At 42.1% G+C, this 12,695-nt stretch carries 13 protein-coding genes; 9 read left to right on the top strand and 4 right to left on the bottom strand.

The window, feature by feature from the left end:
• Window positions 1-14: 14 nt before the first annotated feature.
• Window positions 15-1,304 (bottom strand): adenosylmethionine--8-amino-7-oxononanoate transaminase, encoded by a 1,290-nt coding sequence (gene bioA / locus F9Y84_RS08205; protein ID WP_147389508.1) that lies wholly within the window; start codon window positions 1,302-1,304, stop codon window positions 15-17.
• A gap of 148 nt (window positions 1,305-1,452) precedes the next feature.
• Here bioA and bioB point away from each other — a divergent pair, with 148 nt between their 5' ends.
• From bioB to bioD, 4 genes are read left to right on the top strand one after another with little or no spacing between them, the layout of a single operon-like run.
• The gene (gene bioB / locus F9Y84_RS08200) at window positions 1,453-2,496 is read left to right on the top strand and encodes a biotin synthase BioB (protein ID WP_147389507.1); all 1,044 of its coding nucleotides are present in this window, start codon (window positions 1,453-1,455) and stop codon (window positions 2,494-2,496) included.
• A gap of 3 nt (window positions 2,497-2,499) precedes the next feature.
• A complete protein-coding gene (locus F9Y84_RS08195) occupies window positions 2,500-3,642 on the top strand; it encodes an aminotransferase class I/II-fold pyridoxal phosphate-dependent enzyme (protein WP_147389506.1) in 1,143 nt (380 codons plus the stop codon).
• The gene (locus tag F9Y84_RS08190; RefSeq protein ID WP_147389505.1) at window positions 3,639-4,418 is read left to right on the top strand and encodes a methyltransferase domain-containing protein; all 780 of its coding nucleotides are present in this window, start codon (window positions 3,639-3,641) and stop codon (window positions 4,416-4,418) included. Before F9Y84_RS08195 ends, F9Y84_RS08190 begins: the two co-directional genes overlap by 4 nt.
• Entirely contained in the window at window positions 4,415-5,113 is a 699-nt protein-coding gene (gene bioD, locus F9Y84_RS08185; RefSeq protein ID WP_147389504.1) for a dethiobiotin synthase, read from the top strand. Before F9Y84_RS08190 ends, bioD begins: the two co-directional genes overlap by 4 nt.
• Before the next feature lie 39 nt (window positions 5,114-5,152).
• Here bioD and F9Y84_RS08180 read toward each other — a convergent pair whose 3' ends face one another.
• Window positions 5,153-5,353 carry a hypothetical protein gene (locus F9Y84_RS08180; protein ID WP_125254165.1) on the bottom strand — a complete coding sequence of 67 codons (201 nt, stop codon included), beginning with the start codon at window positions 5,351-5,353 and terminating at the stop codon, window positions 5,153-5,155.
• 118 nt (window positions 5,354-5,471) lie between these two features.
• On the opposite strand from F9Y84_RS08180, the gene F9Y84_RS08175 reads away from it, so the two are divergent.
• Window positions 5,472-5,951 carry a GNAT family N-acetyltransferase gene (locus F9Y84_RS08175; protein ID WP_147389503.1) on the top strand — a complete coding sequence of 160 codons (480 nt, stop codon included), beginning with the start codon at window positions 5,472-5,474 and terminating at the stop codon, window positions 5,949-5,951.
• Between the two features lie 43 nt (window positions 5,952-5,994).
• Here the strand turns inward: F9Y84_RS08175 and htpX are convergent, their stop codons facing one another.
• On the bottom strand, window positions 5,995-6,855 hold the full coding sequence (gene htpX / locus F9Y84_RS08170) for a protease HtpX (protein ID WP_128732506.1): 861 nt from the start codon (window positions 6,853-6,855) through the stop codon (window positions 5,995-5,997).
• A gap of 138 nt (window positions 6,856-6,993) precedes the next feature.
• Window positions 6,994-7,527 (bottom strand): TetR/AcrR family transcriptional regulator, encoded by a 534-nt coding sequence (locus F9Y84_RS08165; protein ID WP_147389502.1) that lies wholly within the window; start codon window positions 7,525-7,527, stop codon window positions 6,994-6,996.
• Between the two features lie 126 nt (window positions 7,528-7,653).
• Here F9Y84_RS08165 and F9Y84_RS08160 point away from each other — a divergent pair, with 126 nt between their 5' ends.
• From F9Y84_RS08160 to F9Y84_RS08145, 4 genes are all read left to right on the top strand, one after another.
• Window positions 7,654-7,872: a hypothetical protein gene (locus F9Y84_RS08160; RefSeq protein ID WP_128732508.1), complete on the top strand. Its 219-nt coding sequence runs from the start codon at window positions 7,654-7,656 to the stop codon at window positions 7,870-7,872.
• A gap of 261 nt (window positions 7,873-8,133) precedes the next feature.
• The gene (purE, locus tag F9Y84_RS08155) at window positions 8,134-8,616 is read left to right on the top strand and encodes a 5-(carboxyamino)imidazole ribonucleotide mutase (protein ID WP_125254160.1); all 483 of its coding nucleotides are present in this window, start codon (window positions 8,134-8,136) and stop codon (window positions 8,614-8,616) included.
• A 1-nt stretch (window position 8,617) separates the two neighbouring features.
• Window positions 8,618-9,766, top strand: coding sequence for a 5-(carboxyamino)imidazole ribonucleotide synthase (locus tag F9Y84_RS08150; protein WP_147389501.1), 1,149 nt, complete (start codon window positions 8,618-8,620; stop codon window positions 9,764-9,766).
• Window positions 9,767-10,128: 362 nt separating this feature from the next.
• Window positions 10,129-12,612 (top strand): S9 family peptidase, encoded by a 2,484-nt coding sequence (locus tag F9Y84_RS08145; protein ID WP_147389500.1) that lies wholly within the window; start codon window positions 10,129-10,131, stop codon window positions 12,610-12,612.
• Window positions 12,613-12,695 lie beyond the last annotated feature (83 nt).

Raw genomic sequence — 12,695 nt, 5'->3', positions numbered from 1 at the left:
TTTAAAATTACCAATTAAAAATGATCACCTGCAATTGCTGCATAGATGGCATCAGCTAACGTTAAGATGTCTTTATCAGATGAAATATATGCAGGCATGATATAAATAAGTTTGCCAAACGGTCTTATCCATACGCCTTTTTGGATAAAGAACTTTTGAATTTTGGCGACATCGACCACTCTATCTACTTCAACAACACCGATTGCACCAAGCACTCTGACTGCTTTTACTGCACGTAGATTTTCACAATGCTTGAGTGCCTCTAGCGCTTTAGATACTCGTTTAATATTGGCGTCGCACTCTTTACGCTTTAGGAGTGTTAAACTGGCGACGGCAGCAGCGCAGGCAAGTGGGTTGCCCATAAAAGTCGGGCCGTGCATTAATACCTTAGCTTCACCTTGGCTAATACCCAATGCCACGTCCTCTGTAGCCAAGGTCGCGGCTAGTGTCATATTACCACCGGTTAGTGCTTTACCTACACACATGATATCAGGTGAAATATCGGCGTGTTCACAAGCGAACATTTTACCAGTACGGCCAAACCCAGTGGCTATTTCATCTAAAATCAGCAGCACTTCATATTTATCACATAGCTTCCTAAGCGCTTTTAGGTAATCAGGGTGATAAAAGTTCATGCCTCCTGCATTTTGCACAATGGGTTCGATAATAAACGCCGCCACATTTTCATGGTGGGTTGCAAAAGCGGCTTCCAGCTGGTTGAGCTCTTCTTGACATTGAGTGCCTTCAAATTTGCTACTAGGAGCGTCGACAAACACTTGCTCAGGTAAAAAGCCTTGGTACATCGCGTGCATGGAGTTGACAGGATCACACACACTCATGGCTGCGAATGTGTCACCGTGATAGCCCTTTTTGGCCGTCATAATTTGGGTCTTATTTCTTTTGCCTTTGCTCAGCCAATATTGAATAGCCATTTTAATTGACACTTCCACACTGACAGAGCCGCCGTCGGCGAGAAAAACTCGATTAAGTGGTGCAGGGGTTAGCTCTATGAGTAATTTACATAATTCAACGGCAGGCTGGTGGGTTAGACCGCCAAACATGACATGACTCATGGTGTCGGCTTGGTTTTTTATTGCCGTGATTATTTCTGGGTGGCCATAGCCATGTACAGCGCTCCACCAAGAGGCCATACCATCAATGAGTATTTCACCAGATTCAAGCTCAATTTTGTTTTCAAACGTTCTTTTGGCTGGATAAACAGGCAAAGGGTCAATCATTGAGGTGTAGGGATGCCAAATGTGCTGGCGATCAAATTCAATATCAATTGTTTTTTTATTGTTCATTTGTAAACCTTGTGGGCGCGTGCAACGTTGACAATACTAAGCTAAGAAGTAGACTAAGCCAATCACCGTCAGTTTGAATGCTCTAAATTTAACCACCACACGGTATCCGTGCGCTAAATTTAGGCAAGAATAAAAAGAGAATGAAAATATGGAATTAGGCGCGCTAAGACACGATTGGACACATGAAGAAGTAAAAACGCTGTTCACTATGCCTTTTAATGACTTACTTTTCTATGCTGCAAGCATTCACCGCAAAAATTTCAACCCCAATGAAGTACAGATCTCAACTTTGCTGTCTATCAAAACGGGAGCTTGCCCTGAAGATTGTAAATACTGTCCGCAGTCAGGCCACTATAAAACAGATCTAGAGCGTGAGCGCTTGATGGAAGTGGAAAAGGTTGTAACTCAAGCAAAGCTGGCGAAAGAAAAAGGGGCGACGCGCTTTTGTATGGGGGCAGCGTGGTCCGATCCAAAAGACAGAGATATGCCTTACATCGCCAAAATGGTCAAAGAAGTTAAAGAGCTTGGCCTAGAAACCTGTATGACCTTAGGTAAGCTTGATAATCAAAAGGCACATACGCTACGAGAAGCAGGCCTTGATTATTACAACCATAATTTGGATACCTCTCCTGAGTATTACGAGCAAATTATTACCACAAGAACGTATCAAGACCGCTTGGATACGCTTGACCATGTTAGAGACGCAGGCATGAAGGTATGCTCTGGTGGTATCGTTGGGATGGGAGAGCAGGCATCTGATCGTTATGGTCTGTTGATTCAACTTGCAAACTTACCAAAGCAACCTGAAAGTGTACCGATTAACATGCTTGTTAAGGTTAAGGGCACGCCACTTGAAAATGTTGATGACTTAGATCATTTTGAGTTTATTCGTACGATTGCCGTCGCGCGTATTATGATGCCACACAGTTATGTGCGTTTATCCGCAGGTAGAACTGCAATGAATGAACAAATGCAGTCTATGTGTTTCTTTGCCGGTGCAAACTCTATATTCTACGGCGATAAGCTACTGACCACAGAGAATCCAGAAGCAGATGCAGATATGAATCTGATCAAAAAGTTGGGCATGAACCCAGAGAAGCGGGAAGATTACTCAGATGAAGCCTATGAAGCATCGTTAAGTTCAGCTATTGCGGATAAAGCGACGTCAGAGTTGTTCTACGAAGCAAACTAATTGATGTCATTTTCATATATAACGCAAGCCCTTGCAACGCGTCGCGCCGAAGGGCTGTTTAGGCAGCGCGTGTTAGTAGAGCATGCGTGTGCAAGTCGAATTACGATTGCCGGTGAGCAATACCTTAACTTTGCGAGCAATGATTATCTTGGCCTTGCGACGAAACTAGATGCTACTCAGCTGGTCTCTATAGAGGCTGGAAGCAGAAGCTCGGCATTGGTAACAGGGTATTTGAGCGTACATCAACAGCTTGAACGTCAATTGTGTGGCGCACTTGGCTATGAAGCTGCGCTGTTATTTCCAAGTGGTTTTGCTGCGAATACCAGCACACTCAAGGCATTATTTACCTCTGGGGAAAAGCAATTTAGTGCAGCGGTGTTTCAAGATAAGTTAAATCATGCCAGTTTAATAGATGGTGGATTAGCTGGAAACGCTAAGTTCGTGCGGTTTAACCATAATGACCTGAACCACTTAAGGTCTAGACTGGAAAAAACAAAAGCTAACAATAAATTGATTGTTACGGAAGGCGTATTTTCTATGGATGGAGATACCGCACCTATTGTTGAAATAAGTAAACTTGCGCAATCCCATTCTTCATGGCTAATGGTTGATGATGCCCACGCCTTCGGGGTGATTGGTGAAAATGGTCTAGGGACAGTAGATACAGGTATCAGACCAGAAATACTAGTGGTAACGTTTGGTAAAGCAATGGGCTGCCAAGGGGCAGCAGTATTAGCCAGTCGGCAGGTTATCGAATATTTGGTGCAATTTAACCGTGAGTTTGTTTATACCACAGCATTATCACCAATTATGGCAAGTGTGGCTTTACATCAGCTTAATAGATTGCTGTTGGCTACAGAGCCTAGGGACAAGTTGTCGAGGAATATTGCATATTTTAAAAAGTTAATTAGTGCCACTAAGCTATCAACTATTCCAAGCGACACAGCCATCCAGCCATTGGTATTCGGCACGAGCGAAAATGTGATAGCAGCACAAAATAAGCTCAAGCAAAAAGGGATTTGGGTAGGGGCGATAAGGCCGCCGACCGTACCTCAAAATACAGCGCGTTTACGTATAACAATCACGGCAGAACACAGCACTCAAGATATTGAATATCTAGTTTCTGCTCTAGTGGAGGTGTCATGAGTAAAGCAGAAGTAACACAAACTGCTAAGTGCTTTTCTAAAGCCGCGAAAACGTACTCACAACACGCCAATGTACAAAAGCAAGCCGCAAACATATTGTTCTCTCGTTTAGCTCATTACAATAGTGAGCAGGGGGTAGTGCGTATGTTTCCTCGTATGCTTGATTTGGGGTGTGGGCCTCATGAAAACTACCACAGACTCAAAGGGTATACCACCCAATATCTAGGTGCAGATCTAAGCCATGCAATGCTCGCAAGCCAAGTAAATTTGAGCGCGAGTGTTTGCTGCGATATGGACAAATTAGCGCTGCAAGCAAGCTGCATCGATTTAGTGTTTAGTAACTTTGCTATTCAATGGTCCAATTCACCTGAAATGCTATTTCAAGAGCTTTATAGAGTATTAAAAAATCAGGGGCGTGTGATACTTAGCTCGGTATTAACTGGCTCATTAGCCGAAATCAACACTGCTTGGCAAGCAATTGATGAGTGTAGTCATGTCAATACGTTCCATACTTTAACGAAACTTAGCAAATTTGCTGAAAAAGCAGGGTTTAAGGTAGTTTGGACACAAGAAGAAACCTTAATCGATAGATATGATTCTGCGCTCAAGGCGTTGCGATCAGTTAAAAAAATCGGTGCCAATGACGTTAAAGCGCCAACAAAGCGCCAAGGACTATTGGGTAAGGCGGCGTTTAGGCGTTTATTAGCACATTATCCGCAAAGTGGCTGCGGTTTTGATGTAAGTTATCAAGTGGGCTTTTTGGAACTACAAAAATGAAACACGCATATTTTATAACCGGAACAGATACCGAAGTAGGTAAGACCTACATCTCTACCTTGTTGTTAAGGCTATTAGCAAAGCATACTAAGCAAGCTATCGGTTTTAAACCCATTGCAGCTGACGCAGAAGAGGCGTTTGGTGAGTTAGTTAATGTTGATGCTATCAGTCTAATGGAAGCGGCGACTGTACATGGTACCTACGAACAAGTGAATCCGTTTTGTTTTGCTCCGCCTATTGCTCCTCACATTGCGGCAAAGCAGGCGAATGTTGAGATCACCGTTGATAAATTACAAGCTCGATATGAAGATCTAAGCCAATTAGGGGCTGAATATATATTGTGTGAAGGCGCAGGTGGCTGGGCGCTACCTATCAATGACACAGAATATCTATATGATTGGGTTGCGCGAGCCCAGCTTCCGGTCATTTTGGTAGTAGGTATGAAGCTTGGATGTTTAAACCACGCGTTTTTAACCGCGGAGTCTATAAAACAAAAAGGGCTTAATTTGGTGGGCTGGATTGCCAATCAAGTGGATCCTAATATGGCTGTGTTTGAAGAAAACCTTGATAGCCTAAAACTACGTTTAGGTTGTCCGTTACTTGCAACTGCACCATACAGTGACGGTACGCCAAAACTACAACTGCGTGCTTCGCTGCTATCGTTGTTTAATTTGCCTTCTTCGGTAGCTAAGTGAACTTGATAGCGGCTTATTTTAGCCGCTTTTAAGGTGTATTTATTCGGCTTTGTGTTTTGCTTCATAATTGGGCAATAAAGAACCTATGATTTCTTTTGCTGAGATAGTGTAACGCACCCCAGAAAACATCACTGACGCGTTTTCATCTATTCCTGTAATGCCTGTTAATGTCCAGCCTTCGCCTCGCTCTGGGCAATAAACTTTTGTTGTAGGTGGGATGACTTTGAATTCTTCGCTCATTTATACTATTCCCAAAAATGGATATTATAAAACATTCCAATAAATCATAAAATTGAAAGATCCAATCGTTACCAATAGTGCTACTATTGCATCAATCACTTATTTGTGTAGGCCTTAAATGGAATTCGTAACCAATAGACTGGTTATTAGACCAATTCGTCATAGAGACAGTAGTCAATTACTACCGTTACTCAATTTACCACAAGTCAAAGCCTTTAATGATTATGGTGATAATCTCACGGAAGTAGATTTAAAGTGTATGATCCAGATGGATATTGAGCGATTGTATGAACGAATTGGAGGGCGTTTTTGCCTTATTTGCAAAAAGAGCAACACGATCATTGGGTGTGTTGGCTTTTATCTAGAACATGAAGAGCCTGATGGCATTTATGTAGGCTACGAACTTTCACCTGAGTATTGGGGGAGTGGGTTGATGTTTGAAGCGCTCAGTCACCTATTTAAACAAGCAAAACAACTACCATTTGCTTGTTCTACAGTGTTAGCAAGGGTATCTCCCAAAAATCATCGCTCGCTTAACTTATTATCACGATTAGGGTTTTGCTGTGTAAGTGACGGGTTATATCGTATTTCGCTATAAAAAAGGGCAGCTAAGCGCTGCCCTGTAATCTATATATATTCTATCACGATAATGCTTTGATTCTCTCATCTAGCGGTGGATGTGATGCAAAGAAATCAGCCACTGATTTACCAGATGCAATGCCAAAAGCCATCATTGAGCCTTCAAGCTGCGATTCGTGGTTATGCTTTAAACGCTCTAAAGCTGAACGCATTTTATGTGCACCAACTAAGTCTGCTGCGCCTTTATCAGCTGCAAATTCGCGTTTACGGCTAAAGTAGGCAACGACGACAGAAGCTAAAATCCCGAACAGTATTTGGAAGATCATATCGAAGATAAAATACGTCCAACTACCGCCAGACTCTTCTTCATCACTATTCAAGAAGTTATCTACAATCCCAGCTAATACTTTGGCAAAGAAGATAACAAAGGTATTAACCACGCCTTGGATCAACGTAAGCGTAACCATATCACCGTTAGCGATATGTGATACTTCATGTGCTAATACCGCTTCGGCTTGGTCTTGACTCATGTTATGCAGCAGGCCTGTACTAACAGCAACTAGGCTGTTATTTTTACTAGGACCTGTAGCAAAAGCGTTCATTTCAGGACTATCATAAATTGCAACTTCAGGCACAGCAATTCCTGCTTTTTTAGCCTGCTGCGTTACAGTTGATACTAGCCAATGTTCAGTCTCGTTACGTGGCTGTTCAATAACAACTGCGCCAGTGGACTTTTTAGCCACCCATTTGGACATAAACAATGAAATAAAGGAACCACCGAACCCAAATACGGCGGCGATAATCATAATGCCAGTGTAACTACGGCTAGATATGCCAAATACAGACATTATAATAGATAGCACGATCCCTAACACCAGCATAACTGCTAAGTTAGTTATCAAGAATAAGATGACGCGTTTCATTTTGACCTCATTAGACAAAGTAAGGAACTAAGTAACTTTTCCCAAGCACTTGCTTATTACATCAGCCCTTGCTGCATTTATATGGCCATCTGTACAAAAGTACAAGTTAAATTACATGAATATTTCAAAAGGAACACATCATACACTTTGGTGGCTAATTAATTTTAACTTTTGTGATAATCTATAGATAAGATCGTCAACAGAAGAGGTCTCATCATTTAACCCTTCAATTACCGTCATAAAGTAGCAATCCATCATTACCGAAGCTTTTAATTCATCATATTCCTGCTCACTAAAAAGTAGCTGCTTAAATAAGTCCAACTGAGCAGAGAAAAAATGGCTCTGCCAGATTATCCCAGTTATTAGTTCTTTACTAAACGCGCGATTATCAAGATAAAAGGCAAATAAGTATTTAGCATAATGCCTAAGCTTCAAGCTGGCACTGTGTTGAGTATCAGATTTTTGGGCTTGTGCTATGAGCTGCTCTATCTGTTCGTACATCGCTACTTTTAAAATCTCTAGTTTAGTAGGGAAGTGCGCAAATACCGTGCCCGTGGCAACACCTGCCTGTTGAGCAATTTGCCTTGTAGTGGTCTCTTCAAAGCCTTTTTGCTGGAACAGCAGCCAACCTGACTCTAGGATCTTCTTATATGTAATTTCTCTTTTTTTCATAAGGTTACCATTTTATTTGCAGGCAATTGTAGCACGGTTATAAGTAATTTCAGATATAATTTGCATTTTTTGAGCACGCTCATTATTATAATTGAGCACGCTCAAAAAAAGATAGGAGTCTCGACCATGCAGCAGTTGCGTTTATTCATAGGATATATACTTTTTATGCCGTTCATTGGCTTTTATAGTTATGTACTAGGACCAATATTAAAGCTTGTTTTGTTGCCAGGAGGGTTGGCGGTTTTGTGTTTGATTATGGGACCAAAATCTTTCTTTGCTCACCTTAAAAGAGCTAAAGGTCTAGAATTAACAGTACAAACTAATGAAAGTAGAGCCAGAAGTTAGGCACAGCTCAGATTTTACTTTACTCATAGGATTAACGTTTCCATATGTTGAATAGTCAGTGCGTAAGGCTGTACACGGATAGAATTACGTTACTACGCGGTCCAATAACTGCAAAAAAGTAAGTTTTGAATTGGTAATCATTCCTCCGATTGTTCCAATAAGTTGATTCTTCGCATTAAAGACGAACTCAGGTATAATGCGCCGAGCTAAGGCATGAAGGGCCTTAGCTCTGTATCGTTCAAAATTAGTCGAGGAATTATTATGACCGTTGGCATCATTATGGGTTCAAAATCAGATTGGCCTACAATGCAACATGCAGCCGAAATGTTGGAAAAGTTTGGTATCGAGTATGAAACAAAGGTGGTTTCTGCTCACCGCACACCTCAGCTTCTGGCTGACTACGCTTCGACAGCAGCTGAGCGTGGGATCAAAGTAATTATTGCAGGTGCCGGCGGCGCTGCACATTTGCCTGGTATGGCAGCCGCATTCACTAGCTTACCGGTACTTGGAGTTCCAGTAAAATCGAAAACCCTAAATGGTGTTGATTCATTACTTTCTATTTGCCAAATGCCAAAAGGTGTTGCAGTAGGCACACTTGCAATTGGTGATGCCGGTGCTGCAAATGCAGGATTGTTAGCAGCTCAAATCTTAGGTTGTCAACAGCCTGAAATATTTGCAAAGGTAGAAGCGTTCAGAAAAGAGCAAACAGACACCGTATTAGCTAACCCAGACCCTGCGAAGTAACATGAATATTCTTGTTTTAGGTGCGGGCCAGTTGGCTCGTATGATGAGTCTGTCAGCAACTCATCTAGATATCAAAGTGCTTGCTTACGATGTTGGTAGTAAAACAGTAATAAACCCCGTTACTTTTACAACGACATCAGAGTCACTTCAACAAGCAATCGAAAGTGCCGATGCGATTACTGCTGAGTTTGAACATATCCCACTGGATATACTGGCTTTATGCCAACAAAGTGGTAAGTTTTATCCCGGTGCTGAAGCCATTGCGACGGGCGGAGACCGAGCAAAAGAAAAGGCACTCTTGGACAAGACCAAAGTACCATGTGCACCGTTTAAAATTATCACAGATAGATCCCACTTTCTTGAAGCAATTGATGAACTTGGTATGCCATTGGTGGTTAAAACTTGCCAAGCAGGATACGATGGAAAAGGGCAATGGCGAGTAAAGTCAGAAGCAGAAATCGATGCAATCTGGGATGAAATGTCAGCATTTTTGCAAGCAGGTACACAAGCGCAGCCTCACTCTATTGTAGCGGAAAAAATGATCCCATTTGATCGCGAAGTATCAATTATCGGTGTTCGAACAAAAGAGGGCGATTGCAAAATATATCCTCTGACAGAAAATCAGCACACAAATGGTGTACTGACGCTTTCTCTTGCAGGTAAAGAAAAGGCGAGTATTCAAGCTCAAGCAGAAGAAGCATTTTCCAAGCTCGCCAATGAGCTGAATTATGTTGGTGTTTTAGCTATCGAATTCTTTGATGTTGAAGGGCAGCTACTGGTTAATGAAATTGCTCCAAGAGTTCACAACTCAGGTCATTGGACTCAACAGGGCGCTCACGTAAGTCAGTTTGAAAACCACATTCGTGCTGTAGCGGGTTTACCTATCGGTGATACAAATCTACTGCGTCCAACTGCTATGATAAATGTGTTAGGACAAGCACATATCCCACCACAAGTACTCGCAATACCTGGAGTCACTAGCCACTGGTATGGTAAATCTGCAAAACCAGGACGCAAAGTTGGACACATTAATGTTTCAGCAGACTCTTTACATAAATTAGGTGAAGTACTGGCTGAGCTGGCCGACATTTTACCAGAGCAGCATTACCCCGGTGTGATGGACACTGCACAGCAGTTAGTCTTAAATTAACACATTTTAGAAGGAGTTAAGTTTTATTATTAACTCCTTCAACACCTAGTTTCTCACAAGCTTACTAGTGGCTCTAGCTCCCTGATAAAAATGCAATTTTTGATAGCATTAAAAAAAGTTTATTTTTTTGCTGTTTTTTTGGAACTCTTTTTCAAATGTACTGTCTACTTTAACGAGGCGTGGATAGGCCTCACTTCATACTCGTTGTCCATCAACGACTATGTGAGCGCAGAGAGTATTTGGCCAGCATCCCATGCTGGCCTTTTTTTGTCCCACCCATGCGGTCTTTAATCTTAAATTATTCGATATTCCGCTAGCTTTCTGCTTAAATTAGGCAAATTTAATCACTTATAAGAAAGCACATGTTAAAACTCTCTCTTATCTCAGTGGCTGTAGCCTCAAGCCTTTTTCTTTCAGGTTGCCAAACGACCGAAGTAAGCCAGCAAACCAAGGATGTAGCAACAAATAATTCCGTTTCGCCTGTTGTTACGACTCCTGTTGATTTTGGCGGTGAGCAGATCACTTTAAAACAAGCAATGGCACATCCTGACTGGCTAGGACGTCAGCCTGAAAGTGCATTCTGGGGTGCTGATAGCGACACGATTTATTACAAACGCAAGCAAGCAGGAAACGAGTTAAGGGATCTTTTTGCAGTTAGCAATAAACAAAAAAGTACAAAGGTGTCACTTGCTGAATTACACGCGGTTGGTGCCCAAAATGCGATTTACAATTCAGATAGAACATTGCAATCGTATGAGTTCAAAGGAAACATATTCGTAAAAAACATAGAGTCAGGCGATTTAACACAAGTTACTCACTCATCAGCTTATGAATATGCACCGCAGTTTTTAACAGACAATCGTTTAGCTTACCGCGCTGGTAATGCGTTATTTGCCGTGGATTTAAAAACTGGCCTAACCAAAGAGCTAGTTAAGTTACATTTGGCCGATAAACCACAAGGAGTGAAAGAGCCCAGTGGCTATATTGCTGAGCAACAGCACAAGCTTATTCAATTTGTGGCACTAACGCATAAAAATAGTAAAGACCGTGAAGCTCGCGCGCAAGAGATTGACACCAAAAATGCCAGTATTCAAAGCAATCAATTCTACTTAGGCAAAGGCAAGGCATTAGTGTCTGTAAGCTTAGCTCCGACAGGAGATAAGCTTATTGCTGTCATAACCGATAACAAACCTAGTCGTGCAGATACCGACATTATGCCTAATTACGTGAGTCAAAATGGCGATATCGATCCTGTTAAAGCACGCCGTCGAGTGGCTGATACGGAGCCAATGAGTTCGGAAATCATTTTCATTGATTTAAACCGTGCTGAGCAAGTAACACTAAGTTACGACACATTACCTGGTTTTGATGAGGACGTATTAGCTGAGGTTAAACGTGAAAATGCTGAGGCTAAAGGCGGAACCTATAACAGCAAAAAGGTACCTCGTGACATTAACCTGATAGATACTTGGGGTTGGAATCAATCTGCTATCCGGTGGAACAGTGATGGCTCACAGGTAGCTGTCATGTTAGGCGCATGGGATAATAAAGATCGCTGGATCGCCACGGTGGATTTCGATAAGCAGCAATTCATCTCACAGCACCGTCTTCATGACAATGCGTGGATCAATTATACCTACAATGATTTTGGCTGGCTAAATGATCAAAATACACTGTATTACCTTTCTGAACAGTCAGGTTACAGCCAACTATATCTTAAACCACTTAATAGCAAAGCAAAGGCAATGACTGCTGGTAAGTTTGTAGTCTCAGAGCCGACCCTAACTTCAGATAACAAGTTTATCTACTATAAGGCGAATAAAGAGCACCCGGGCTTATATGAAATCTATCGTGTAAACTTAGAGACAGGGCAAGACGAGCAAATCACAGATTTAGATGGCCTTACGGATTATCAGCTAAGCCCAAATGAACAACAGCTTTTACTTACGCACTCTAAAATCATGATGCCACCTGAGCTTTACGTTGCAGACGCAGCACCGAAAGCCTCAGTATCTCGATTAACAAACACTGTTTCAGACACATTTTTAAATAAAAAGTTAATCGCACCAAAAATTGTAGCTGTGCCTTCTAGTCATCAAGGTGAGCCTGTCTATGCAAAAGTATATTACCCCGCCGACTATCAAGAAGGTGAAACCGGTAAAAATCGTAAAGCGGTTATCTTCAACCATGGTGCGGGCTACTTGCAAAACTCGCATATGGGTTGGTCCAACTACTTTAGAGAGTTTATGTTCCACTCACTCCTAGCTAGTGAAGGCTATGTTGTTATGGATATGGACTATCGTGGCTCGAAAGGCTACGGGCGTGATTGGAGGACTGCTATCTATCGCCATATGGGTAAACCAGAAATTGAAGATTTGGCAGATGGTGTAGAGTGGATGGTGGATAATGCAAACGTTGACCGTGGCGCAGTGGGAACTTACGGCGGCTCATATGGCGGCTTTATGACCTTTATGGCGTTATTCACTCAGCCTGACCTGTTCCAAGCAGGTGCTGCACTGCGTCCGGTAACCGATTGGGCTTATTACAATGACCCTTACACGTCAAATATTCTTAACCGACCGGATGTTGACCCAATAGCATACGAGCGCAGCTCACCTATCTACCATGCTGAAGGGTTGAAAAACAAACTTCTCATCAACGCACCTATGGTCGATGATAATGTGTTTTTCCAAGATGTCGTGCGTCTTGTACAACGTTTGATTGAGTTAGAAAAGGAAGACTTTGAAACCGCAATTTATCCGGTGGAACCACATGGTTTCAGACAGCCATCAAGTTGGTTGGATGAATACCGTCGTATATACAAGCTGTTTAAGGAAAACTTATAATACCAATTGCTCAACGAAGGGCGTTATATTGAGGCAAGAAAACTTTGCCGAGAATCATAAGGTTAGATGGCTATCTAGCTATG

Source organism: Pseudoalteromonas peptidolytica (assembly GCF_012641745.1).
Taxonomy (GTDB): Bacteria; Pseudomonadota; Gammaproteobacteria; order Enterobacterales; family Alteromonadaceae; genus Pseudoalteromonas; species Pseudoalteromonas peptidolytica.
The sequence above is the reverse complement of the archived record's forward strand: the minus strand, read 5'-3'. Positions and strand labels throughout refer to the sequence as shown.